Below are 25,873 nucleotides of genomic sequence, written 5' to 3' on the forward strand. Positions count from 1 at the left end.
AACAATTCTTGCATTTTAAAGGAATATTCTTAAACTGGATAAGTATGATATAACCGTGGAGTCGGCGAGGAGTTTGAAAAGGATGCCGAATAGGATGATGACTAGGACTGTATAGGCCGCGTAACCGTGAAGCGGGTCGATTCCTTTTGGTTTTTTGGATAACAGGACACTCATAACATATCCGGGCGACAATATAAGGACATAGGCGACACTTACGATCAGCAGGAAACTGCCGTACCAATAAGATTTTATTAGCAAAAAAAATAGGGCTACGACACCGATGACGATTGCCGGTAATGAATGAGCGCCATACAATACGACAGTTTGTTTGAATAGATAAGACGGTCCGAAGTTCTTTCCAATAATGAAAAGTCCGATCGCCACAATTGCGATGCAAACTGTCATGAATCCCGCGACGTTCAGGAAAACTGAAGAAAATGATGGTCCGCCATCCGCAGTGTCTATGAAGGCTAAACCATCTACCGATTCGAGCGCCGCGCCTTTCAGCACCGTGTAAAACGAGAGGCCAAAGATGACCGCATAAAGTATCAATGAAATAAAGCCATTCTTGAACTCATCATCCTGTTTTGTAAGACTGAGCGAAGGATGTTTCAAATGCTCTAGAAAATAGGACCAATACTCCTTTGTTAAGTTACTCACATTCTCAAGATGAGCGTTTGACTCCGTATTTACAACAGTGGCCTCCACAGCTGTCTGTCCATTTCCAATAGGCAGTTGTTTTTGAAAACCGTCGGCTTCTTCAGTCAACCTGATGCCACAACTCCCACAAAACCGTCCGTTCGCGTACTTATTTCCGCAATTTGTACATGTCAAATGTTCTCCTCCTGTTTATTTGTCAATTACTTCATCCAAGACTACGGTAGCCAATCCAGGGGATTGGCCTTCTATAGTCACTGTATTACGATAAACCATTAGTTACGACTGATTTTTAGAAAAATACGATAGAAATGCATATGTGGGAGGGTGGAATTGCAGATGAATACAAGGGCTTTAGTGTGGAAATTAGTTTTATGAAACGTAGCACAACCATCTATTTGCATGCAAAAAAAAGCACGTTCATCGGGTTGATTTACGTGCTTGTAAAAGTAATGATCATTATCTCATTTACCCCATGCCATGTGGCGGTCCGACTTCTGGTCGGTCATTGGTGATGTAATCGCTGCCGATTACCGGATTCAACAAAGGAGCGAATACCGCTAAACCGAGTACGAGGCAGGCCATCATGACTTTTCTCTTCACTATTCTACACCTCCTTTCACCTCCATCGTTAACCGCTTGTATGCTTCGATGCAAAGCTCCTGGAATTTGTATGCATTTTTATATTTTTTAATTGATTCATAGTAAAGGGAAATATCCTGGGCTGCATCCTTCAGTTTTTTCCAGTCTTCATTTGCATGCAGATGGCGGATGCAGTTCCTCATTTTTTGTTCGTACAGATCATATTCCCCTAAGGCATGGTACAGCTTTCCCTCATAATAATCGAGATTGGCCTGATCTAAATCATTCTCGATCGTACTTTGCAATCTATTCATACTTTCCCGTAACGCCAATTGATCACCGTGTTGGAATAAAATCCTTAATTTCAGCAATTGTGAGTCGAAAAGAGTTGTGCACTTCAACTGTTTTTTCATTTCAATGCATTGATTGACTGTTTTTAACGCTTGAGCATAATTGTTTTCTTCCATCAATACATAAGCCAAGTTATGGTAAAGCCATCCATGAGTCGTTGTCATCGGAATCCTCAATACGCTGAATCCCTTGTCAATATACTGTCTCGCTTCTTTCACTTTATGCTGATCGAGGTAGAGTGCCGCAATCAGATTATAGCAATCTCCGGACTTGGCCCAATCATGCAAGTGTATATACTGATGCTTCGCACGCTTCGCGTATACATGTGCGGTGCCATAATCATATAGCTTATAAAGCGCTAAAGAAATATTGTAATTGATTTTCGCAGAAAGGGATTCCACTCTTGTCAAGTGGAGAGCGTCTTGAAAATGGGAAATACTTGCCTGGTAGTCCTTATTAAAATAGTAAAACAACCCTGATATATACGTATATTTTTCAATAAGTAACCTGCTGGCGTTTTCGAAGAATGTCTGTGGGATATAGGCGATTTCTGAGGAGTAATAAGCTTGGGCTTCTAGAATTTGACCAACTTTTACTAATTCGGTGTATTTCAATAAATGAAACAGAATTTCCTGATGGATGGAGGAGATATAGGCTAACTGCCTGCGATGCTTGTTTAGAAAACCCGGAATGCCCTTCAAATCCGAAGATAGCAGCTCCTCATATTCCGTCAATATTTTTTGGAGACCTGCATCATCTTCATGAACTCGCTGGAAATAGGCAATGGGCACATCTAGCCGCTCGGCAAGCAATTCGAGTACATCACTAGATGGTTCAAAACGACCGCTTTCAATATTGCTATAGTGGGAAGTGGATATGATTCCGAAGCTTGCGTCCTTTTGTGTAAGACTTCTGCTTTCTCGCAGCCTCCGTATCCGACTGCCGATGTGCATTATGGGCACCCCTTTCTTCCTTTCCACCATTGTACGTAACATATTTGTTATATACAACAAGAAGTTTATGTATTCCTAATTTTCATTCTTTTGTACTTATTTTGTGGACAGGCAAATGATTCTTCCATCACTATAGGGAAAATTCACTCCTCAATTTGTTCTATTAAGTTTTTTATCATTTCATAAAAATAACCGCCTATTTACCTAGCAAGCCTTGTTAATCTTTGCATATACGCAAAAGATTCCCGGCTTTTCATTCAATACCATACAATAATTCCTTGCAAGTTAACTATTATCTCAAAATTTTAACTATTAAATCATCCATGATATAGTTTAAGTATGTTGGACAACATACATTTTGAAGGCAAACTGGCCAGTTGCCTTCCCTAAAGGAGCGAGTAACGTGAAAAGATTCATTGCATTTGCATTGGCAGGAATTCTCGTTATCGGTGTTCAGTTCCCTCTCCGCGCTTCAGCAGTCCAGCAACAAAAAGATGAAATGGAAACGATTCAACCTGTTTTTTCCGTCGAAGAGCTCGTCCTTTCAACAACATTGCGCGAGAAGAAGTTCAACGGGCAAATGAATAAGGAAATGGACAAACAAAACCAATTGTCCATGGGAATAGCGAAGTTGTTGATCGAGCATTTCGGTCAAACTGATAAGGTTCAAGGCGGCGGGGCTGCAAACTATGTGGTCGGTCCGAGTGCTAGCGGTGATTTTTTCTATACACCTGCTACGACAGCATTCGTAAATCACGGTCATGTCGGATTATACTATTCTAGCAACACGATTGTCGAATCGGTTTTTCCTACCGGTGTTCGCAGCATTTCAGCCAACGTCAAGATGGTAGAAAAAGGGACTGTTGTGAAATCTGTTTCCACTACTAGCACGGTCAAGCGAAATGCGGCAAACTGGGCGTATTCCCAGATTGGACAGCCGTACTCATTGAACTTTATGAACAACCGCAACACGGGACATATGGGTGCGAAAAACTGCTCCAAACTTATCTGGTCAGCTTACTTATTGTATGGCGGACTGGATTTGGACGCAAATAAAGGCTTTGGCGTCTACCCTCGAGATATCCGCGACGCTAAACAGACAAGATTCATTCGCCAAATATAATAACACCGAGACACAACTGATTCTTACGAAGGGGCTGTCCGTTTGACGCCAGCTCCTTTCTTAGCTAAGGAGGTTTCGGAATTGGAGAAAAAGTTGATGATTGCCTGTATCATCGTGATGGTAATCGCTACCTTGACTGCCTATTTTGCTTTTAGCCATCTACCTTCAATAGAGCTCCTATCAGAGACAGACCTTTCGGATCCTGATCTGCTGACGGATACTGCGGCTCTTCTATATTTCTCTACAACTGCGGATCAGGACAAGAATCGGGATGGCCTCAGCTTTGCGGTTTTTGTAGATCAGAATGGAAATTCGAAGCTATGGAAAATGAATGGCCTTGAACTTGGAACGGTTTTTGCAACAAAGGATACATTCTTTTTGTCGGACCGCGATCATGTCTACTTGGCCGATTTGAATGGGACCAAAACGTTCACAATGCCCTCGAAAGAACATACCGGTGAGTTGACAGCTTACAATGATATGGACGGCCTATTTTACAGCGTCTATAACTCCGGCTTCACCGAGGATGGCGGCTATGCATCCAACATTCGGCTCGGAAATAAGGACGGCTTCGAAACAATTCACATCCCCCATTATTTGCATATGTCCGGCAAGGCAAACGGGAATCTTCTGATGGTAATCGGTGACGAAACCCACATTTCATTGCAAAAGATGCCCCTTCAAAAAAATGTCCAGCTTGAAGAAATCGTATCCCTTGGCCCGATTGGCGAACGGGTCGGATTGGCTTCGATCCTTAAAGAAGGCGACTATTATTATCTTTTAATTGCCGATACGGAAAAGCTGACTAGCGATGTGTACCGCATCCACGAAAAAACAAAGGAAATCAAGACATTTCCCTTATTCGGTTACAAGGATATCGAAGATTATATCGCCCGCATTCCGTATAACCTTCGGAACGCCGCCACCATCCATAACGGCATCCTTTATTTTGTGGACGGAATCGGAGAAGTGCATGCGTTCAATTCCAAAACAGGTGAAGTCGATATACCATTCACCCTGCTTGGGGCAAGTCAAGGACAAAGGAAAATGTCCGAGCAAACGTATTTCAAAGACGGCAAGCTTTACTTCTTCCGCCATCATGAATCATCCGAAACGCACACAATTGACACATATGACTTAAGAACAGGTGACTTGATCAATGAATTGCCAGTCGAAGGACTCGACAACATGTTCGACTACGTCAAACAAAAGAAAAAGCACGTTTCCCCTTATGACTTCATAGTAAGGTGAAAACTGATCAAAACGGTGCCTGTGCAGCAAACAATTCAAATTATGCACTACAATTGCATATAAAAAAAACGAGAGGACACCCGCACCAATCTGCGGATGGCCTCTCGTGTATAAAAATAACTAAAGTAGAATTGTCATAAATGTGTCTTGCACAGGCACCTGCTCAATTCCATGCTCAATCCATGTAGACCTTCCTGACGTAGCGGGAGGTGAAGGCGCGCATTGTAGAGAAGTAGCCGAGCTGCAGTTCAACTGCATCGCCGACTTTGTAGGCAGTTTTGCTGTCGGTGACATCGAGCATGAGATGATCGGAGCTTGCACCGAGGATAATGATATCTTCATCGACAGGCGTGGACGTTTCGACGTCAAAATCCTGTTTTCCAAGAGCGCAAATCGCTTTCAACCTCATGCCCCTGTCTGTAAATGTCGGACTATTCCCGTACGAATCGACTCCGACTGTCCCCCATGGCACGGATGGCTTCTCTTTCAGTTCGACAATTTCACATTCCAAAGTGAACACATCTTTAAACGTTCCCGGCAGAAACGTGTAATTGGCGCGTTCCTTACCGAACAAAAGTGATTCGCCGAGGCGTAAATTGTTGACACCTTCGCTAATTCCACCTTTGAGCATCAAGTCCAGTGTCGCGGAATTCCCCCCGCTGATGACTTCCAAATCCCTTCCGATCCTTGTACCAATCGTTTTGGACAACTCCGCAAGCGACGCCATTTTCTCCGAATCGGATTGGATGAATGAAAAGCATGTCAAGTTGACACCGATTCCATATAAATGGACGCCTATCATTTCCTCGGTTTCCACCGCAACATTCATAAGCTCTTCATAATCGGTAAATCCTTCGCGGATATCGCCAAGATCCACCATCAAAATCACTTTGTGGACCTTTCCTTTTGCAATCGCGGCATCATTGATCGCTTGGATCGTCGCAAGCTCCGAATTGAGTGAAGCATCCGCGTATATGACGAGATCTTCCACCTCACTCATCATCGGCGGGCGGATGAGCCATTTTTCTGCATCCAGCCCTTCCAATAACTTCAAGTTCTCAACCCGTGAATCTCCGAGTCTCGTAATGCCGCCCTCAACATATACAGCCGCAATTTCAGGATCCGCACCAAACACTTTCGTAACCCCGGTTACAGCAATATTCCTTGCTGTGCAAAGTTCCGTGACAGCGCGGACATTTTCAAGCAAATGTTTTTTATTGACGCGAACGAATGGAAACATATTTGATCCCTCTTAATTCCAAAAATCTGTTTTCTCTTTAAGACCAATCGACTTCGCCTTGAATTCGGGATTCTTTCCTTCCTTCTTCTGTCTCGTATAATCGTCGAGACATTTGAATGCCGTCCCTCCGAGGATCAGAATGATTGGGATGTTAATCAATGCCATAATGCCCATTAAGACATCGGCAGTGTTCCAAGCGATCGAGAAATTGAGTTGTGCGCCGAAAAAGACGATAACGACAGCAGCCAGTCTGAAGAGTGTAAGGCCCGTTTTGCCCACATCTTTTTTATTCAAATACTTAAGATTCGATTCTGCATAGAAGAAGTTTCCGATAAGCGATGTGAATGCAAAGCAGAATAATGCAAACGTGATGAACCAAACACCAAATTCTCCGAATGTCGACGAAAGGGCCGCTTGTGCGTAAGGAACTCCCGCCATGTCTTCAGTAGGGACGACGCCAGAGCTCAAGAGCATAAATGCCGTTGCCGAACAAATCAATAATGTATCGATGAACACCGATAGCATTTGGACGAGACCTTGCTTCGCAGGATGGGAAACGCTTGCTGCAGCAGCTGCGTTCGGTGCAGAACCGACACCCGCCTCATTGGAATAAAGACCACGTTTAATACCATACATGATGACTGAACCAGCGAAACCGCCGAATGCCGATTTGAAGTCAAATGCTTGTGTGAAAATGTCAACGAACATCCCCGGCACAAGGTTCAAATGCAAAACTACCATGATAAGCGCCACGCCGATATAAGCAATCGCCATGACCGGAACGATGATACTCGTAATTTTACTTAATGTTTTTCCACCCCGGAAAATACTCAATCCTGTCAGAAGCGCTAAAATCGCACCGACAATAATCGGTGTCGATGAATTGTAGAATGAATACCCTTCAAAAGCCGATGCAATGTTGAAGGAAGCAACCATGTTGAATCCGCCCATATACGTTAAAATGAGGGCGACAGCGAATACGACTCCTAAAAATCTGCTTTTCAGCGCCGCTTGGATGTAATACGCAGGACCCCCGAAAGAGCCGCCATCCTTATCACGCTTTTTATAGATCTGTGCGAGCGTGCTTTCGATGAACGCGGACGCGCCTCCAATGATCGCGATAACCCACATCCAAAAAACGGAACCGGCCCCGCCGAGCACGATTGCCGTCGAAACCCCCGCAATATTACCGACACCAACACGTGAAGCGGTCGATACCATCAACGCCTCGAACGCAGAAATCGAATTTTTGTCTTCTTTCGGCTCCGCTACAAGCTTAATGGATTCCTTGAATAGACGGAATTGGACAAATTTCGTACGAATGGTGAAATAAAGTCCAGCAACTATCAAAAGAATAATAAGTATGTAGCTATACAACCATGTACTAAAACTGTCAATTAATCTCTCATACAATTCATACATAAAAACACTTCCTCTCTACTTTTTTAATTTTTTCTTGAATCCGCTTTCATTTCAAAAAGCCGCTTATACTTTTCGTATTTTATTACAATATAACTTTATTGGCGATTTTTCAATGTTAAATACTGTAATATGTAGTTCTTTTTATTTAATAAGTTGGAAATAAATACTTTTCTTCTGATATTAAAATTGAATTTATTTTTGCCGAAATAAATAGGTAGAAAGAGTTGATGGAATGACTCTCAGAGAGGAAGAAAAAAGTGTTTACAAACATTCGCACAAAACTAATTTCAGCTTTTGCGCTAATTTTAATCATTCCCACGGTCAGCATTGGATTACTATCCTATATAAGTGCGAAAAATGCCGTGGAAAGCCAAATTATCGGAGAAGCTACTGATAGTATCGAAGTGTTGAATACGACAATCGAAAGTACTTTATCAGCGAAGATTCATGATATTAAATCATTGAGCGAGCAAATACAGTTCGCTGGAAATGAAAGCAAAGACCTGCGGAGGAAACTAGCCCAATACGCAGAACTGAATCCAGAGATTTTGAGCATTTATGTCGGTACAGAGGATGGGACTTTCATTCAGGAACCCGTTATTAACGACACGTCTTCCTATGATCCGCGAACACGGGATTGGTATAAGCAGTCCATGGAACATAAAGGCGAGGTTCAAATTTCAAAACCGTATGAAGATGCTGCCGAAGACGCAATGGTCGTCACAATTTCAAAGACGACGAAAGATAATTCCGCTGTCATTAGCGTCGATATTACCTTGGATTATATCGAACAATTAACTAGTCAAGTGTCAATTGGCGAGGAAGGCTATGCCATGCTGTTGGATGGTGATATGAATTTCATTTCCCATCCGACGAGTGAAGCAGGAACGTTGGCGGAGGAAGACTTCTACCAAAATATGTACAAACAGTCGAGTGGAGATTTTGATTATAGCTTTAAAGGCGACAAAAAATTTATGACATTCACGACAAATGAACTGTCGGGATGGAAAATCGGAGGCACGCTTTATGAATCGGAAGTAAAAGATGCAGCTTCTCCAATTCTGAAGACGACGATTGTAGTCATTATTATTGCGCTAGTTGTTGGCATCATTCTCGTTTATTTCATTATGCGATCCGTCCTTAAACCGATTAAGGATTTGCGAAATAAAGCAATTACAATAAGCAATGGCGATTTAACCGAGGAAATCATCGTCAGATCAAAAGATGAAATAGGGCAATTGGGGCAAGCATTCCGGGACATGCAACATAGTTTGAAACGTTTAATCGGAAATATCGAGAAAAATACGGAATTTGTCGCTGCTTCATCCGAACAATTGACGGCGATTGCCGAACAGACAATGTATGCAACAGAACATGTCGCTTCAGCTGTGCAAGAAGTGGCTGGCAATGCCGAAAGTCAAATGAATAGCGTTGAGCAAAATGCGCAGCTCATTAACGAAGTGACAGAGGGGATTTCACACATCGCCGATCGTTCAACAAAAGTGTCTGAGCTCGCCATCCATACGATGACGCAAGCCGAAATCGGCGGACAAGCGGTTAGTGACACGGTGAATCAGATGTCCTCCATTCAGTCTTCTGTATTGGAATCCAACCGGATGATCAGCTCCTTATCTGAACGTTCAAAAGAAGTCGGCACAATCTTGACCGTCATCACTGGCATTGCCCAGCAGACAAACTTACTTTCATTGAATGCCGCCATCGAAGCAGCAAGAGCGGGTGAACACGGAAAAGGATTCGCAGTCGTCGCAGATGAAGTTCGGAAGCTTGCCGAGCAATCGCAGCAGTCCGCTACGGAAATCTTCACGATCATTCAAGGCATCCAACAAGACACCGAAAGCTCCGTCAATATTATGGCAAAAGTGACAGAGGACGTTAAAGAAGGAATGGCCATCTCAAATGAAGCGATTGAAAAGTTCCAGCAAATCTTAACGAGCACGCAGGAAATCACACCACAAATGGATGAGGTTTCCCAAACGGCACAAATCGTCCAATCCGCTATCCAAGCGGTGCATGACACAGCCATCGAACTTGAAAACATGGCGAAAAGCAATGCCGCTTCCTCCGAAGAAGTAGCCGCCTCCACAGAAGAGCAGCTCGCTTCCATGGAAGAAATCACCGCATCCGCCAAAACCCTCTCCACTATGGCTGAGGAACTACAAGAACTCATCTCAACCTTTAAGCACTAAAGTGCTTGCGGTTTCTGTAGGTGGTGCTTATGTAGGTGGTGCCTGTGCAACACACATTTATGACAATTCAATAATAGTTATATAAATGCATGTAGAAGCCAACCAAACATTTGATATGGTTGGCTTCTTCTATTTTTTCATGCAATTGTAGTTAATAGTCAGAATAGTATCTTGCACAGGCACCGTAATTTTCCATCATTTTTACATTTTTATATCAATGCTGTTACAAAGGGCTGAAACCTTGAGGAGCGGGTATATAATAGCAGCATATTTAGTTAGAGGTGTATAGTTATGAAGAAGACACGATTAACGTGGGTGGATGTCACGAAAGGGTTTTTGATGATTCTCGTTGTCATCGGACATTACCCGGGAGAACTCGATTTTCCACTCGCGAAATATATTTATTGGTTCCATATGCCAGCATTTTTTATATTAAGCGGTTTGTTTTTTAAGCCGGTTTTCGAAAAAAAGGATATGAAACCGACAATCCACAAACGTTTTATGCAATTGATCGTCCCGTATCTGTTTTTCCTCGTCAGTATTACGCTGATTCGTTATGGGATGGAAATCGGTTCAGGAAATCGGGACTTGTCGTGGTATCTCAATGACTTATGGACGCTTGCCATCGGAGGACGATTCATTCGCGGTGCGTACGGGGTCTTTTGGTTTGTGACGACATTGTTTTTCACTTATATATTTTTCTTACTTCTCACGAAATATTTCAATCGGACGAAGCAGTTCATCATCCTTGGTGTTTTCTATATCATCGCTCATTTCGAGAGTATAATTGCTATGCATGTCATCGGAGGGAAACCGTCCGAAGCAGCACAATCGATACCGATGATTTGGAACATTGACGTCGCCCTCATGGCAATCGTCTATTTCGCCATCGGATATTATTTGAATGATTTTTGGATGAACATTTCGAAAAAGTGGATGGTTGCAGCAATTGTCGTCAGTGTGACCGCCATACTGCTTGATAGCTTCCACGTCATCGACTACCGACTGAGCATGAAATTTTTACGGTATGACCATTTTGTATTGGATTTGGTGATTCCTCTTTCATTTACAGTCCTGTTAGTAGGTGCATTCCAGTTCATCACAGCACGAATATCACTTAACTGGCTACAAAAAATCGAGCATCACTCGCTTTCCATTATGTATTTGCATATTTTCGCAGATATCATTTTGAACGATTATTTCACGTATGGCATCATCGGCTTCACAGCGATCGGGTTATTCATCCCGATTATCGTTTCTATTTTAATTAATAAACTACTGCCGCACGGCCAACTTCTGTTAGGCGGATTTAAACCGAAGAAAAAGTCGGAACCAATTCCAACATAAAAAAAGCTGAACCTCCACAAAGGTTCAGCTTTTTTCACGTTATATTTATTTAGAACGAAGTTTTTCGACCCAAACTTCATATCCCTTTCCATTCAAATGAAGACCGTCAACTGTGTACTTCTTATCCAACTGTCCGTTCTTATCTGTAAAACTCGAATGTAGATCGATGAACTCAATTCCGTTTTCTTCTGCAATCCGCTGCAATATAGCATTAAATTGATTTATCTTTTCATTCGATACTTCATTCCCAAAAAGCCCGTAATTCACAGGAAGGATTGATTGAATATAAAGCCGAGTTCCCTTCCCTTCAAAAGAATTAACGATTGCATTGACACGGCTTTCGTAATTCTTGGCATCTGTTTTATAGCGGATATCATTGACCCCGATCATCAAATAGGCCTCTTTTGGATTCCTGTCCACCACTTCTTGGATACGATCCAACACACCTTTTGCCACATCATTCCGGATTCCTCGATTCAAGACTACATCGTCACGGAAGTACTCCTGAAATTCTCCGTAATCGGTAATGCTGTCGCCGATGAACACTTTATCCACATCACTCGCGGTTGACTGCTCAAAGACACTTTTCTTCGTAAAATAATATGCAGAATCCCTTTTGGGGGAAGGCGTTGTTTGCATTTTTGTTTTCACAAATTCGATTCCGCCAATTTTATGAACAACATAACTTCCTGTTCCAATTATTAAAACATGTAAAAGCAAAGACACAATAAGTAAAATAGTTCCTTTTTCCAATCCAGACACTCCTGTTCTTCCACCAATAAAGCTTGCTATACCCCATTCCGCGCGAAAAATAACAGGAATTGTTTGGGTGTAAATTTTTATTTGATAGTATTTTCATACTTTAATAGGTATAATGAGGTGGTAATATTCTTTTTGTTTTCATTACTTTGGATTCAGTTAGGGAGGGACTTCTTTGTTTAGACAAAAAGGAAGCGTTCGGAAGAAAATTATTCTAGGGACTTTGATTCCTATTTATCTTCTAACAGCGCTATTTGGTTTTGTGTTTTATTACACATCAATGCGGATCGTTGAAGTAAATGTCATGCCGCAGTTTGAGAAATCATTGAGTTCGGCGATGGATGATGTGAAGGAGAAAGTGACAGGACGGCTTGTCAATCGCGCATTGCAAGATAAAAATGCGCATAATCAGCTTCTCCATATTATCAATGGTGTGAAGAAAAAAGACGGTGTGGAAAACATTTCGATACATAGCAAGGTGGACGGTGAAGATACGCTTCTTGCGTTTTCAGAGTCGACCGATTATCTAGTTCCACGGTCATTCAATCAGGACCACAATCTAGCACTTGAAAAAGGCGAGGCATTGTTCAGCGGGGTCTATAAAGATGAAGACGGCGTGCATAAATCACTTTATTATCCGATTCCGGAAACAGATTCGGTCATTGTAGTGAGCCAGGACGCTTCGTCGATCAGTAATTTGGAGCGCACGATCATCATCGTAAGTATTGCTCTCATCGTGCTCGGAAGCATCCTAGGAGTAGCAATCCCTTCACTTATCTCACGACAGATCACGAAACCGCTTCAGGACTTGGTTCGTTTCACTGAAGTTATTGCGCGAGGCGACTTGACACAAACGATTCAAATGAAGAGCAAAGACGAAATCGGCCGGCTTGCTTATAGTTTCGATCATATGAAAAATGAACTTAGCAGCATGATTAAGCATGTGAATACAGCAGCGGACAATGTCGTCACTTCGTCTAGCGAATTAGCTTATAGCGCTGAGCAGATGAGTGAAGTTGTCAATCAATCAACAGTTGCGACGCAAGAAGTTTCGTCAGCTAGCGAATCGCTATCGGTTGCGGCCAATCAAAATCTGACAGCACTAGAGCAGATTACAGCAGGCATCCAGGACATTGCAGATTCTTCTTCAAAAGTTGCGGAAGAGACGTCCGAAGTTTCGAAAGCAGCTGAGCAAGGAAGCCAATTGATTAACGACTCGATTGAAGGCATCCAGACGATCAATCAATCAGTGCAAGCTTCAATGAAAATTACAGAAAACATGTATATCCGCTCAGCTGAAATTGAGAAGATCATCAGCATGATCACCGATATTTCCGATCAAATCAACCTTCTCGCATTGAATGCAGCCATTGAAGCGGCTCGTGCAGGTGATGCAGGGAAAGGGTTCAGCGTTGTAGCGAGCGAAGTCCGAAACTTAGCCGAGCAATCTGCCGCTTCGGCGAACCAGATCCGTGGCCTCATTACCGAAATGCAAAACGGCTCCCGCCAATCGGTCGAGGCGATGGCACAAGTGTATTCTGACGTTGAACGTGAAACGGTTATCGTCAACAATGCAGGAGAAACATTCGGTAGCATTTTAGCAAAAATCGAGAACATCTCGGCAAACGTTCAGTCCGTTTCAGCGACAGTTCAAGAAATCTCCGCAGGTTCCGAAGAGATTCTTGCTTCAACACACGACACTGTCCAGTCGCTCGAATCCACATCCGGCCATACGCAAAATATCGCCGCTTCCATGGAAGAGCAGCTCGCTTCAATGGAAGAAATGGTGGCGACAACAGATACGTTGAACGGCTTGGCGAATGAATTAAAGATGGAAATCAGTAAATTCCAAGTGGCAGAAGATGCTCCAGTTGATGAAGTTCAGAATGAAGACGAATTGCCAGAAGTTGAAGTTCAGAATGAAGATGAACAAACAGAATAAATATACAACACCGCCTGTCAGTACTTGATAGGCGGTGTTTTAACTGAATACAGCTAGCTACTTAAACAAACCACCGGCCAAAAGGAATTCCCTCTTGGCCAGGTGGTACATCTTTAACTTATTAGAACACTGCTTCCTCAAACCCCTTCACTTTCAACTCGCCATTTTCAATTTCCTCAACGAAATGGCAAGCGGCTTTATGGCCTTTGATCATTGATTCATGCGTACGCAATGCTGGTATATCCACTTTGCATTTTTCCTGTGCGAACGGACAGCGTGTATGGAAACGACAGCCTGATGGCGGATCGATCGGCGAAGGGACATCTCCCATCAGGACGATATGCTTTTTCTCACGTGTCGGATCTGGCACCGGGATGGCGGAAAGCAATGCTTGCGTATAAGGATGCTTCGGATTTTCAAAAATCGAATACTTATCGCCGATTTCTACAATTTTCCCTAAGTACATAACGATAACCCGATCCGAAATATGGCGAACGACGCCTAAGTCATGCGATATGAATAAATACGTCAATTTGAACTCCCGTTGCAGATCCTTCAACAAGTTCAGCACTTGTGCTTGAATGGAAACATCCAATGCTGAAACGGCTTCGTCGCATATGATGAGCTTTGGATTGACCGATAATGCCCGGGCAATACCGATACGTTGCCGCTGACCGCCGGAAAATTCGTGCGGGTACCGGTCCGCTTGATATTCATTCAACCCGACCGTCTCAAGCAGTTCGATAATGCGCGCTCTTCGTTCCTTCGAAGGCAACACTTTCTGGATTGCCATCGCTTCATCCAGGACATCCGACACTGTTTGGCGCGGATTGATGGACGCATACGGATCTTGGAAAATGATTTGCAAATCTTTCCGTTGCTTCCTCATTTCCCGTTTCGACAACGACGTCAATTCCTTCCCGTTAAACGTAACGATACCCTCCGTCGGCTCCTCCAGTCTAAGAATGGCGCGACCCGTCGTCGATTTGCCACAGCCGGACTCTCCAACGATGCTGACCGTCTCCCCCTCATAAATCGTAAAACTGATATCATCGACCGCTTTGACATGATTGACAGTGCGCCCCATCATTCCGCCTTTAATCGGAAAGTATTGTTTCAGCCCCTCGACTTTGAGCAATTCTTTTTTCGCCATAGACAATCACCTCCGATTCGCCTTCCCATTTTTCCGAATAAATCCAGCAGCGCACATCGTTCCCTTCCTCATCCTTCAACAATTCCGGCATGACATTTCTGCACAAATCAGTTGCAGCAGGACATCTCGGCGCAAACCTGCATCCTATCGGCATCTCTTTCGGATTCGGCACATTCCCGCTGATCGACTCCAGCCTTTCAAGCTCCATATCATGCCTCGGCAATGAATTCATTAAACCGATCGTGTACGGGTGCTTCGGCTTTTGGAAAAGTGTCACGACGTCCGAATATTCCACGACCTGTCCCGCGTACATGACGACTACCTCCTCACAGGTTTCCGCGACGACCCCAAGGTCATGCGTAATCATCATGACTGACATGCCAAGCCGCTTCTGCAAATCACGGATGAGTCTTAATATTTGTGCTTGAATCGTTACGTCAAGCGCGGTCGTCGGCTCGTCAGCGATCAAAATTTCCGGATTGCATGCAAGCGCCATCGCAATCATGACACGCTGACGCATCCCTCCCGATAATTCGTATGGATATTGCTTTACGCGCTTGTCCGGTGAGGGAATCCCGACGAGTTGCAACAATTCGATGGATTTCACATACGCCGCTTTCTTCGACAAATTCTGGTGTTTCATTAGTGATTCACTAATCTGCTGGCCAACTGTGAACACCGGGTTTAAAGACGTCATCGGTTCTTGGAAGATCATTGAAATTGCATTCCCCCGGATATCCCGCATTTTTTTATCTGAGAATGAGAGAAGATCTTCCCCTTTGAATTTGACTTCTCCCCCAATTATTTTTCCATTAGCCGCTATAAGTTTCAAAATTGAAAGCGCCGTAATGCTTTTGCCTGATCCCGACTCCCCGACAATTCCAAGCGTCTTCCCTTCCGGAAGGGTAAAACTGACGCCATCAACCGCCTTCACTTCCCCGTCATCCGTATAAAAGGACGTGCGAAGATCCCGTACTTCCAATAATTTCGTTTTCATTCCGGCCACCCCTTTCAAACATGTATCAGTTCAAATCGATCCGCTTGTTCAATACGCGGTACGATATATCGACGAGCAAGTTTACAAAGACGAACAGGAATGAAATAACGAGGACCGTTCCTTGGACAATCGGGAAATCTCGTGTCCTAATGGCATCTATTGTTAAACGTCCCATTCCATTGATCGCAAAAATCGTTTCGGTCAAAACGGCTCCGCCGAGAAAACCGCCAAACTCAAGGCCGACAACCGTAATAACGGGAATCAAAGCGTTTTTCAGCGCATGCCGATAAATAACAACGCGCTCCCCCATACCTTTCGCCCTTGCCGTACGGATATAGTCCTGCCCAATCACTTCGAGCATCGATGAACGCGTCATCCGCGCAATAATCGCCGCTCCTCCTGTACCGAGCGTAATGACAGGCAGCAGCATTTGCCGCCAATCATCTCCCCAACCCGATGGACGCATTTTCATAAAGTCTGGCATCCAATCCGGACCGATTGCGAACCATTGGATGAGCATGAGCCCGAACCAGAAATTCGGCATGGACAACCCGAAAAGGGCGACAATCATAATGGATATGTCCGACCACGTATAATGTCGGACAGCCGAAATGATACCTGCAATTAAACCAAGGAACACGGCGAGAATTGTCGCATAAAAGGACAACTCCACGGTCGTCCAAAAACGCGCCTTAATTTCATCCGTAACAGCACGTCCGCTCCGAACCGAATTGCCAAGATCGCCTTGAACGACATTCTTCATATAACTGAAATATTGCACCGGCGCAGGTTCATTCAGACCGAGCTTCTCCCGGATCTGCTCCACCGTCTTCGGCGACGCCCCCTCCCCCGCAATGATTTGGGCAGGATCTCCCGGAATTAAATACATCATTGAAAATACAAGTATGGAAACGCCAAGCAAGACCGGAATCGTCTGGAGCAGGCGCCTTATAATGAATTTAGACATACATGTGCCTCCTCCATCATTTTTTCATTTTAGGATCAAGCGCATCCCGCAACCCGTCCCCAAAAATATTGAATGCCAACACGACGATAACGATCATGACGCCCGGGAATAAAACAAGATGGGGCGCCTCCCTCATATAAGCCCTTCCCTCACTCAGCATCGCACCCCATTCCGGAGTCGGCGGCTTTGCTCCAAGCCCGAGGAATGCAAGTCCGCTAGCCGTCAAAACAGCTGTCGCAATCCGCAGCGTCAATTGGACGATGATCGGCGACAGGACGTTTGGCAGTATATGTTTGAAAATGATTCTTCCATCCTTTGCCCCTAGCGCTTTAATCGCGTCGATATATTCCAGCTTTCTTACCGTCAATGTAGACCCGCGAACAATCCTTGCGAATGCAGGAACAGAGAAGATTCCCACCGCAATGATGACATTCTGCAAGCTTCCCCCAAGCACTGAAACGATGGCAAGCGCAAGAAGGATACCCGGGAATGCGAGAAGGATGTCCATAATCCGCATGATGACCGTATCCAATTTCCCTCCATAATAGCCGGAAATGATGCCAAGGAAGACCCCGACTACCCCGCCGAGCGCAACAGAAAAGAAACCGACTTTCATCGTTATCCCCATCCCATGGATTATCCGAGTGAAAATATCCCGCCCATAATTGTCGGTTCCGAACCAGTGCTCTGCAGATGGCGGCTTCAGCTTATTAGCGATTTGTGGCGAATTTGGATCCATTGATGTTAGATATGGACCGAATATCCCTATCAATATGAAAAATAAGACAAGGACTCCTCCAACGACTGCAGCCTTGTTTTTGCGAAGCCTTCGCCAAAAAGCTTTGTAAGCCTCAACTCTTGGACTCGACCGTTTCTGTCCGATTTGTGCAGCAGGTGTATGTTGAACCATGTGTAAACACCTTCCCCCATTCATATTCTATGAAAAATCAGTATATTGACAGTAGCATATCACGAATAGGCGTTTTGCGGAATGCTTTTTATCATTGTTTTCATTTAATTTTAAATAATATGATTTTAAAATCAAAAGACTCCTAGATAACCGTTTTGCCTTACCATTCCTTTCTTATGCTCAGTTAAGTGTATGAATGCTAATAACTTATTTTAATATTCAATTATGCTAATTATTCTGAAATGTATTGTCTGTTTCCATGTTGTGTGCTATATTGCATCTAACTATTACAATTTATATAAATCTTCAAAAATTGTAATATGTTAAAAACAAACGGGGGGAACACACATGAAGAGAAATGGCAATGTAAAGTGGCTGTTTGTTCTTGCTTTGGCTTTCTCAATGATTCTTGCTGCATGTTCTGGGGGTGGTTCGTCTTCTTCGGAAAATGGATCGGGGAATGAAATTGACGAAGACAAAGGGAAAGGAACTGAAGGCGGTGACTTAGTGCTCGCTGTTCTATCGGATGCATCTTCATTAGATCCAGCTGGATCCAATGATGTACCGTCTTCCGTAGTACAAGCGAATATTTATGAAACACTTGTAAAAAGGGATGACGACAATAAAATCGTCGAAGGTCTCGCGGAAAAATGGGAAGCGATTGATGATACGACTTATGAATTTACTCTCCGCCAAGGCGTCACATTCCATGATGGCGAGCCATTCAATGCAGAAGTCGTGAAAATGAACTTGGAGCGAGTTCTCGATCCGGAGGTCGCATCACCACGTTACTTCCTATATGAAATGATCACTGACATTATTGTAAAAGACGACTATACCGTACAGATTAAAACGGAATATCCATTCGCTCCACTGCTTGCACACCTTTCACATAACGGTGGCAGCATGGTGAGCCCAAAATCGATTGAAGCGGATTATGAAGCGATGAAAAATGGGGAAAAGGCAGGTTCTGTCATTGCGACTAACCCTGTCGGCACTGGATACTTCAAATTCGAAAGCTGGGAGCCTGGCGCTGAAATCAAGCTCTCCAAAAACGAAGATTACTGGGGTGACAAAGCCCATGTGGACACTGTGATATTCAAAGTAGTTCCTGAAAGTGCGGTCCGGAACGCAGACCTTGAAACAGGATACGTCCATATCGCAGATCCAGTACAACCGAATGAAGTGGCAGGCATTAATGAAGGAAGCTTCGCCAAGGTCAACCAAAAAGCATCGTCCAGCCTTGCATATTTAGGCTTCAACACGGAGAAAGAACCATTCAATGATCCAAAAGTTCGTAGAGCAATTTCCATGCTTGTCAATAAAGACGACATTAGCCAAGGCGTATATGACGGATTTGGGATTCCGGCAAAAGGACCTCTAGCCCCTGGAATCTTCGGCTATAACGAAGATGCAAAACCGATTGAATACAATGTGGAAGAAGCGAAAAAACTTCTAAAAGAAGCAGGCTATGAAAACGGCTTCAAATCTTCCATTTGGACGAATGACAATCCGCAACGTCAACAAATCGCAGTCCTGTTGCAGGATGAATTAAAGAAAGTCAATGTCGAAGTGAGCATCGAAGTGATGGAATTCGGAGCTTATCTCGAGAAAACAGCAAACGGTGAACACGACATGTTCATCCTTGGCTGGTCTAACCCGACTGGAGACGCTGACTACGGAATGTATGCACTATTCCACTCATCCCAAAAGGGTGACCCAGGAAACCGTTCATTCTATGATAATCCAGAAGTCGACAAACTACTTGAAGAAGGCCGCCGCGAATCCGATCCGGATGAGCGTATTAAAATCTACAATAAAGTTCAGGAAATGCTAATTGAAGAAGCTCCGATGGCATACTTGATCCATACGGAATACCTAACAGGTGTTAGCAATAAAATCAAAGGCTTCTCTATCGGTACTGACGGCATCTACCAATTGAAAGATGTACAGTTCGTTGAAGAATAAGACATGAAAAAGGATGCTGCGTTGGCAGCATCCTTTTATTAATTTTTATCCGCCCCGCGCTTTGGTGCTGGTGCTTCTTCCGCTGATGCGAAAATGCTATTTGCAAGCATGCGGTAATAATGTTTCGTATGTGCCCTGAATGCGAGGTCATTCGCAAAAAGTGTAATTGTCGTATCATCCAATTGCTGGGTGAATGCAAGGGTTTGTCCCTTAGCCTCTTCGTGACCTGGCCACCAACCGGCGACATAGAAATCATCAGTGCCTTTCACTCTTGCCAGTACTTCCGCCCCTTCAGGAACAGCAGTAATCCAAGACCCTCTCGTCGTATAGAAAAGTTCATCTTGACGATAACCGGCCATCAATGGATGTTCTGCATTGACTGTCGCCTTAATCAACCCTTCATGTCCGCCTTTTGTTGTCTTGTAATCAAACCCTTCAAGCAATCCTGCTTCATAAACCGCCTTCAACACGCTGTTGCCAATCCCGATGAATGTTTTGCCTGCTAGCTCCTTCGGCAGATTCGTATCGGAAACGACGACGTCAGCTTGTTCCTCTTCCGTCAAATTAAACCCTAATTCCTTCAAAGAGAAGACTAATTGGCCGGATCCGTTGCTCGCCACTTTCGGCTCAGTAATCCATTTCGTTTTGATTGCTTGGTAAGCAGGCAATACGTCAGCTTCAAATACATATTCGTCCTTAAATGGTACGATGTCTTCCGTGCTAACGACAAAATCGCCCACTTTGAATCCAAATTTGTCTTCTTGAACGATTCCTACATGTTTGCCGTCCTTCAGCAGTTCATTCACCAAGCGGATCGTATCGTTATTACCATTTTTCAGCACTTGCATCGCTTTTCTCTCATCCACAACACTAGCAGGCACCGCTGCTTCTGTCACTTGTTCAGTCAGCCCTTCAAGAACGTCTTCCTCTCCCATGCGCACATCGACAGCCGTAAACCCTCTAAGTGCTGGGAAGTTGGCAACGACCGGATCATACATCGCTGCCCAGTCGGAAACGTCATCGCCTGCGTATAGCATCGCGTTTGCCAAACCGCGTTTCGCCTGCTTCATCGGTACGACATAAGCCCCTTTCGGATACGTTGTCGGTCCAATTTTCACGTCTTCCGTCGTCCGTTCAACTTTCACGCCATTGCGGATTAAATAATCCACCATATTATATACTTCTGACACATTCTTTTGATTCCATGAGCCAGTCGGAAGTACATAGTAATCAGGGAAGAAGTTTTCATTCTCACCTCGAATGCGCCCAATCGATTCGCCAGCCGCATTTGTCAATAGTGGATCGACTGCGCGATTATCTTCCCCTTTAATGCCCCTATTGAAAATTTCGAGCTGTCTCGCATACAACTCATCTTTATTTTCGAACACATAATTGATCATTCCGAAACCAGCACCAACCATTGCGTCATAAGATTCTTGGCCAAGTGTCGGAACTTCGACGGTATGGCCGAGTGTCCCATGCAGCATCGAGAAGATTGGTGTATAGGAAGGACCCATATCATCCCAACCATCCTTATAACCTTCGGATGCAAGGAAATACGATGTCAATCCAGAGCTGCCGATTCCCGCCTGTCCCATTGCATGCGCTTGCGGAATCATTCCTTCTATTAATAAATCATATTCGAAGTTCGGATTATGCGGCGGTGTTGCCGGCTCAATGAGGAACCCTTTCACATATCCGTGCCCTTCCATCATTGCAAGCGGCGTCCACTTTGCAATTACTTGATTCAGCTGGATTGTCTCAACTTGCGTCTGATAAGCATTATCCCGATTCAAGTCAAATCCGTTCACATTCGCCCGTGTATTATGGATACGTCCGTCCGGGTTATGCGAAAAATTGAAGATAAAAATAAGATTATCGAGTACTTCGTCTACATTCAAAACGACGTCTTCATCTATGCCGTTTTCATTTGTTATCGTGAAAGTCACTTCCGATTCCAATGCGAATTTCTTCAATAGTTCCGTTTGGAAATCAATTCCTTCCACTTCATCCGGATGGATATTATTGAACCAGACCGGAATCTGATAGTCACCCATCGTTCCGGCTTTCAGCTTCGCTAACAAATCCTCAGGCGTTTCAAGTGCAGTCGGCAATGTGTTTTCCAAATAGTTGTTTACTGCATCTTCATCTTTTGCAAGAACTACTAGATGCATATCCTTTCCTTCCACACTCTTTCCTGGGCTTTCATAATGCAAATATCGATCATTCGATTCATTAGCCTCTTCGAAAATACGGTCAATGGAAGGCTTGATTTCATCCCATTCAAGGAACTCGTCATATACATTCAACTTGACCGTTGCTGCTGCTTTCACTTCATTCTCCGAATCAACTAACGAAAGTTCATAGTCACCTAGCAATTCCTTATAAATGACTCGGATGGAGCGCGGCGACAAATCGTCTGTACCGAATGGCAATCCAAATTCCAGCTCTGCCGCAATCTTCGTCGTTCCATCGACATAATGCGGCTCTTTTTTCACAAGGATAAATGGTTTCCCGGAATACGATTTCGAATCCGCATCCCATTGTTTCCATTCATCGAGCACTTTCCCTCCGAATTGGAGTTCCATTTTTTCTAAATCGACCTCCCGCCCAAAATCCGCCTCAATCGTCACATCCCGGATCTCCGTCAGTGATAATATCGACCGGCTGACATCAAGCTCAATCGAATCGGCGACTTGTACAGTCTCTACGGACTGGGCCGCTTGTGCGGACAACGGAACCGCTGTCGCGAGCACCATGAATAATGCTAAAAATCCAATTAAAAACCGTTTCAACATCTCATCCCCTTCACCTATTTTCATTGTAGACTAATAGCCTACAATAATCCGACTATATCAAATTGATAGATATATAGATAGCTATTTACTTCGATGTCTGAAGTATTTTTAAAAAATAAGCTAAATGGTTTAGGCAGAGATTACTAATTAGATAGCAGTAGCAGAAAAATAATCCAAAAAAACCTGAAACTATTACCAATTGTTTGCGTATAAGTAATATGTCCATCTTTTTATTAGGGCAAAAATATTGTAGGGGGTTATGTTGTTGAGAAAACTAGCAACATGGGCCTTGGCGTTTGTATTAGTTCTTTCATTCGCTTGGCCAAGCATGACGGCATCAGCTCAAGAAGGTACTTTGAAGCTTGTTGTCGATGGAGTGGAAGTGGAAGGCTATGAGCAGCCATTCATGTCCCAAGGCAAAGTATTGATTCCGGTGGATGATTTATTCCAAGAAGCGGGCTTTAACGTCACAAAGGAAGCACCTGGTAAGTTAAACGTGACGAATTCATACGTAACGCTTGACTTTGACATCGCAGATCAGCAAATCAGTGTGAATGGCAAAGCAACGGATGAAGTATTCCCGCTTACGTTACGAAACTATGGAAATTATATTTCAACTGATTTCCTAGATTCATTGGAAGGTTTTGACGTAACTGTTTCTGAAGATGAGCAAACAGTGAACGTGACAACGAACCGTGTACAAGATGTCGATGCATTCCTTGAGAAGTTAATGGGTGCGGACTTGCAAAGCTATGAAGCTAACTTGACTCTGGACCAATCGATGGAAGCGACAGGTTCAGAAGAGTTTTCGATGAATATGCTAATGGATATGGCGATGAGCATGACAACAGAACCAGTCGCATTGCATATGACGTCGAAAATGACAATGGACATGGGTGAAGAAGCAGAAGAAGTTACAACTGAAGCTTACTTTACAGAAGATGGTTTCTTCCAATCCGATGGTGAGGAATGGACAAAGCTTCCTGCAGAACTATCTGACGTTATGTTAGAAGCTTCCACGACTCAAGTAGATCCTGTTGCGCAATTGCAACTGGTGAAAGCATTCATGAAAGGCATCCACGTATTTGAATACGACGATGTCTATATCATCACACAAACGATGACGAATGAAGAATTCAAAACAATGATGAATGACGCAATGGCTTTATTCTCAGGATTACTTCCAGAAGGTGTTGACTCTGTCGTCACTGAAGGCACTGTCGTGGAAGAGGTAACTGAGGAAGAAGCAGTGACTGAAGAAGAGCCTGCTACTGAAGAAGCAGTTGAAGAAGACGCTGTTGCTGAAGAAGATACTGCTACCGAGGAAGAAGCTGCTGAAGAAGGAGCTACTACTGAAGAAGAAACTGAAGATGTTGTAGCTGATGAAGAAGCGGTTGAAGAAAACCTTGAAGATGTTGAAGTGGACATGGGGTCAATCCTCGACATGCTCAACATCAATATCGACAAATATTATGTCGTAACAGTAGTCGATAAAGCGACATTGTTCCCTCAATCGACTTCTGGTACAACAATCATCACAATGTCGATGGACGGCGAAACAATCACTATCAAGCAACTGATTGACGGCGTATTCAGCAAATTCAATGACGTAAAGGCAATCAAAGTACCAGCCGAAGTCATCGAAAAAGCCGTAGAGCTTGATTTTAGTGAAATCGAAGCAGAATAATAAGGGTGCCTGTGCAAGGCACACTTATGACAATTCAACAGTAGGCATTTAAATGCAACAGGAAGCCAACCGAAGTTTGGTACGGTTGGCTTCCTGTTTTTTCAATATGCAATTGAATTGCATAATTTGAATTGTATACGGCACAGGCCAAATCAAATTATGCTATAGCACGGGTACAACAGTGACTTCTATCGCCTGTTTCTTTTCTTCCTTTTCTTGTTGTTTCTTGAAATACATATACGTCCTTTGAAGACCTTCTTTCAAATCATGGATAGGTGCCCAGTTTAGTTGTTTCTTCAATTTTTCATTGTTTAAGGAAGAACGGCGGATATCCCCATTACGTTTCGGTCGGTACTTTACTTCACCCGAACCATGCAAGGAGATGAGGGTACAGGCAAGTGTATTGATACTCGTTTCCGTATTTGTTGATATGTTGTAGACGCCCGTCAATTTTGATTGAGCTGCTTTAAACAATGCTTCCGCCACATCTTCCACGTAAATGAAATCCCGCGTTTGCTTTCCATCACCGAAAACTTCCATCGGTCGGCCCGATCGCAAACATGAATTGAACTTAGCTACACCCCCCGCTTCCCCATCACTTCCTTGCCGTGGCCCATATACATTGGAAAAAAGGAAGCTAACCGTTTCTAATCCATATAGCTCTTTCCACATCATACAATACGCTTCGCCGAGCCACTTGCTCATCCCATATGGTGATGCCGGACTCGCTTTATCATCTTCCATTAATGGTGTATGCCTTGAGATCCATAAATTGCCGTAGTCGAAGCAAATAGAAATTTGCCAACCTTGTATCTTTCCGCTATGGACAGCATATTCACCAGACCAAGCACATTGCTTTGCGCATCCTTCTTAAGGGTTACAACAGACGTTTGGACGTTCGCCTGCGCCGCCAAATGAACAACAATATCAAAGGTAAATGAACGGAACACCTCTTCACAAGCCGAATCTTCAACAGATAGAGTAAAGCCTTTATGCTTGCAAGCTACCCTCTCCCGTCTCCCAGCAGAAAAATCATCAATAATGTAAACCTCATAACCCTCTTTATAAAACCGGTCAGCCACATGTGACCCGATAAACCCATAGCCACCTGTAATCAACACTTTCATCCAGTCACCTTCTACAATCTAATAATTTTCCCAACTAATCCAAAACTACATATGGATAGTATATGAACAGGTGAATTGAATTAGGACTTTGTGCAGTACTATTTTGCTAGTTGCTTAGCAAAATAGCGGAAAATACTCAAGTTACTAAAAAACTTACAATAGCCTCAAATTGAGCAAATATGAGATAATTGAGTAGGAATATCGACGTTGTACTTTTTCGGTGCCTGTACGAGTAACATTACAGTTCAACATTATATATATGAATATTAAAAGGAAGCCAACCAATTGTTAGTTTGGATGGCTTCCTGACTTATTTCATGAAATTGACTGAACTGTTTACTGCACAGGCACCGGTCATTAGCGTTGCAGGTCAAGGAATATCTGGAAAATGGTCCACTTTAATGAATACTATTGCTTGAATAAACACAAAAA

The 25,873-nt window shown here is 43.6% G+C and carries 18 protein-coding genes and 1 pseudogene; 7 read left to right on the forward strand and 12 right to left on the reverse strand.

Going from position 1 to position 25,873, the window contains the following annotated elements; translation table 11 throughout:
- Nucleotides 1-15: 15 nt before the first annotated feature.
- From ACTHPA_RS10055 to ACTHPA_RS10065, 3 genes are all read right to left on the reverse strand, one after another.
- Nucleotides 16-834: a hypothetical protein gene (locus ACTHPA_RS10055; RefSeq protein WP_440500065.1), complete on the reverse strand. Its 819-nt coding sequence runs from the start codon at nt 832-834 to the stop codon at nt 16-18.
- Between the two features lie 291 nt (nt 835-1,125).
- Nucleotides 1,126-1,260, reverse strand: a complete 135-nt coding sequence (locus tag ACTHPA_RS10060; RefSeq protein WP_440500066.1) for a hypothetical protein — start codon at nt 1,258-1,260, stop codon at nt 1,126-1,128.
- Nucleotides 1,260-2,543: a helix-turn-helix domain-containing protein gene (locus tag ACTHPA_RS10065; protein WP_440500068.1), complete on the reverse strand. Its 1,284-nt coding sequence runs from the start codon at nt 2,541-2,543 to the stop codon at nt 1,260-1,262. Before ACTHPA_RS10065 ends, ACTHPA_RS10060 begins: the two co-directional genes overlap by 1 nt.
- A gap of 403 nt (nt 2,544-2,946) precedes the next feature.
- Here ACTHPA_RS10065 and ACTHPA_RS10070 point away from each other — a divergent pair, with 403 nt between their 5' ends.
- Together ACTHPA_RS10070 and ACTHPA_RS10075 are read left to right on the forward strand one after the other, a co-directional pair.
- Nucleotides 2,947-3,666 (forward strand): hypothetical protein, encoded by a 720-nt coding sequence (locus ACTHPA_RS10070; RefSeq protein WP_440500070.1) that lies wholly within the window; start codon nt 2,947-2,949, stop codon nt 3,664-3,666.
- Between the two features lie 81 nt (nt 3,667-3,747).
- Entirely contained in the window at nt 3,748-4,917 is a 1,170-nt protein-coding gene (locus tag ACTHPA_RS10075; protein WP_440500072.1) for a hypothetical protein, read from the forward strand.
- A gap of 175 nt (nt 4,918-5,092) precedes the next feature.
- Here the strand turns inward: ACTHPA_RS10075 and ACTHPA_RS10080 are convergent, their stop codons facing one another.
- Both ACTHPA_RS10080 and ACTHPA_RS10085 read right to left on the reverse strand, forming a co-directional pair.
- Nucleotides 5,093-6,157, reverse strand: a complete 1,065-nt coding sequence (locus ACTHPA_RS10080; protein ID WP_440500073.1) for an alanine/ornithine racemase family PLP-dependent enzyme — start codon at nt 6,155-6,157, stop codon at nt 5,093-5,095.
- 12 nt (nt 6,158-6,169) lie between these two features.
- Entirely contained in the window at nt 6,170-7,579 is a 1,410-nt protein-coding gene (locus ACTHPA_RS10085) for an alanine/glycine:cation symporter family protein (protein WP_440500074.1), read from the reverse strand.
- Nucleotides 7,580-7,836: 257 nt separating this feature from the next.
- Here ACTHPA_RS10085 and ACTHPA_RS10090 point away from each other — a divergent pair, with 257 nt between their 5' ends.
- Both ACTHPA_RS10090 and ACTHPA_RS10095 read left to right on the forward strand, forming a co-directional pair.
- The gene (locus tag ACTHPA_RS10090; protein WP_440500075.1) at nt 7,837-9,786 is read left to right on the forward strand and encodes a methyl-accepting chemotaxis protein; all 1,950 of its coding nucleotides are present in this window, start codon (nt 7,837-7,839) and stop codon (nt 9,784-9,786) included.
- 291 nt (nt 9,787-10,077) lie between these two features.
- Complete coding sequence (locus ACTHPA_RS10095; RefSeq protein ID WP_440500076.1) at nt 10,078-11,133, forward strand: acyltransferase family protein; 1,056 nt, start codon at nt 10,078-10,080, stop codon at nt 11,131-11,133.
- A gap of 45 nt (nt 11,134-11,178) precedes the next feature.
- Here ACTHPA_RS10095 and ACTHPA_RS10100 read toward each other — a convergent pair whose 3' ends face one another.
- The gene (locus ACTHPA_RS10100; protein ID WP_440500078.1) at nt 11,179-11,886 is read right to left on the reverse strand and encodes a DUF459 domain-containing protein; all 708 of its coding nucleotides are present in this window, start codon (nt 11,884-11,886) and stop codon (nt 11,179-11,181) included.
- A gap of 181 nt (nt 11,887-12,067) precedes the next feature.
- Here ACTHPA_RS10100 and ACTHPA_RS10105 point away from each other — a divergent pair, with 181 nt between their 5' ends.
- Nucleotides 12,068-13,834, forward strand: a complete 1,767-nt coding sequence (locus tag ACTHPA_RS10105; protein WP_440500080.1) for a methyl-accepting chemotaxis protein — start codon at nt 12,068-12,070, stop codon at nt 13,832-13,834.
- Nucleotides 13,835-13,955: 121 nt separating this feature from the next.
- On the opposite strand, the gene ACTHPA_RS10110 is transcribed toward ACTHPA_RS10105, so the two are convergent.
- The 4 genes from ACTHPA_RS10110 to nikC are packed head-to-tail and all read right to left on the reverse strand — an operon-like array spanning nt 13,956 to nt 17,861.
- Entirely contained in the window at nt 13,956-14,987 is a 1,032-nt protein-coding gene (locus ACTHPA_RS10110) for an ABC transporter ATP-binding protein (protein WP_440500081.1), read from the reverse strand.
- Nucleotides 14,932-15,984 (reverse strand): ABC transporter ATP-binding protein, encoded by a 1,053-nt coding sequence (locus ACTHPA_RS10115; RefSeq protein WP_440500082.1) that lies wholly within the window; start codon nt 15,982-15,984, stop codon nt 14,932-14,934. Before ACTHPA_RS10115 ends, ACTHPA_RS10110 begins: the two co-directional genes overlap by 56 nt.
- Before the next feature lie 25 nt (nt 15,985-16,009).
- Nucleotides 16,010-16,951 carry an ABC transporter permease gene (locus ACTHPA_RS10120; RefSeq protein WP_440500083.1) on the reverse strand — a complete coding sequence of 314 codons (942 nt, stop codon included), beginning with the start codon at nt 16,949-16,951 and terminating at the stop codon, nt 16,010-16,012.
- 16 nt (nt 16,952-16,967) lie between these two features.
- Nucleotides 16,968-17,861, reverse strand: coding sequence for a nickel transporter permease (gene nikC / locus ACTHPA_RS10125; protein WP_440500084.1), 894 nt, complete (start codon nt 17,859-17,861; stop codon nt 16,968-16,970).
- Between the two features lie 348 nt (nt 17,862-18,209).
- On the opposite strand from nikC, the gene ACTHPA_RS10130 reads away from it, so the two are divergent.
- Nucleotides 18,210-19,829 carry a glutathione ABC transporter substrate-binding protein gene (locus ACTHPA_RS10130; RefSeq protein ID WP_440500085.1) on the forward strand — a complete coding sequence of 540 codons (1,620 nt, stop codon included), beginning with the start codon at nt 18,210-18,212 and terminating at the stop codon, nt 19,827-19,829.
- Between the two features lie 38 nt (nt 19,830-19,867).
- Here the strand turns inward: ACTHPA_RS10130 and ACTHPA_RS10135 are convergent, their stop codons facing one another.
- A complete protein-coding gene (locus ACTHPA_RS10135; RefSeq protein ID WP_440500086.1) occupies nt 19,868-22,624 on the reverse strand; it encodes a M14 family metallopeptidase in 2,757 nt (918 codons plus the stop codon).
- Nucleotides 22,625-22,892: 268 nt separating this feature from the next.
- Between ACTHPA_RS10135 and ACTHPA_RS10140 the strand changes: the two genes are divergently transcribed.
- Entirely contained in the window at nt 22,893-24,314 is a 1,422-nt protein-coding gene (locus ACTHPA_RS10140) for a DUF6612 family protein (protein WP_440500087.1), read from the forward strand.
- A gap of 162 nt (nt 24,315-24,476) precedes the next feature.
- Here the strand turns inward: ACTHPA_RS10140 and ACTHPA_RS10145 are convergent.
- A pseudogene (locus ACTHPA_RS10145) lies at nt 24,477-25,441 on the reverse strand (NAD-dependent epimerase/dehydratase family protein).
- Nucleotides 25,442-25,873 lie beyond the last annotated feature (432 nt).

The organism is Sporosarcina sp. SAFN-015 (assembly GCF_051966875.1).
In the GTDB taxonomy this organism is placed as follows: Bacteria; Bacillota; Bacilli; order Bacillales_A; family Planococcaceae; genus Sporosarcina.

Bases quoted from the DNA above. Each gene is read 5' to 3' on its own strand.
- ACTHPA_RS10065 (WP_440500068.1), bottom strand. From the start codon at position 2,543: ATGCACATCGGCAGTCGGATACGGAGGCTGCGAGAAAGCAGAAGTCTT.
- ACTHPA_RS10080 (WP_440500073.1), bottom strand. From the start codon at position 6,157: ATGTTTCCATTCGTTCGCGTCAATAAAAAACATTTGCTTGAAAATGTC.
- ACTHPA_RS10085 (WP_440500074.1), bottom strand. From the start codon at position 7,579: ATGTATGAATTGTATGAGAGATTAATTGACAGTTTTAGTACATGGTTG.
- ACTHPA_RS10095 (WP_440500076.1), top strand. From the start codon at position 10,078: ATGAAGAAGACACGATTAACGTGGGTGGATGTCACGAAAGGGTTTTTG.
- ACTHPA_RS10110 (WP_440500081.1), bottom strand. From the start codon at position 14,987: ATGGCGAAAAAAGAATTGCTCAAAGTCGAGGGGCTGAAACAATACTTT.
- ACTHPA_RS10115 (WP_440500082.1), bottom strand. From the start codon at position 15,984: ATGAAAACGAAATTATTGGAAGTACGGGATCTTCGCACGTCCTTTTAT.
- ACTHPA_RS10120 (WP_440500083.1), bottom strand. From the start codon at position 16,951: ATGTCTAAATTCATTATAAGGCGCCTGCTCCAGACGATTCCGGTCTTG.
- nikC (WP_440500084.1), bottom strand. From the start codon at position 17,861: ATGGTTCAACATACACCTGCTGCACAAATCGGACAGAAACGGTCGAGT.
- ACTHPA_RS10130 (WP_440500085.1), top strand. From the start codon at position 18,210: ATGAAGAGAAATGGCAATGTAAAGTGGCTGTTTGTTCTTGCTTTGGCT.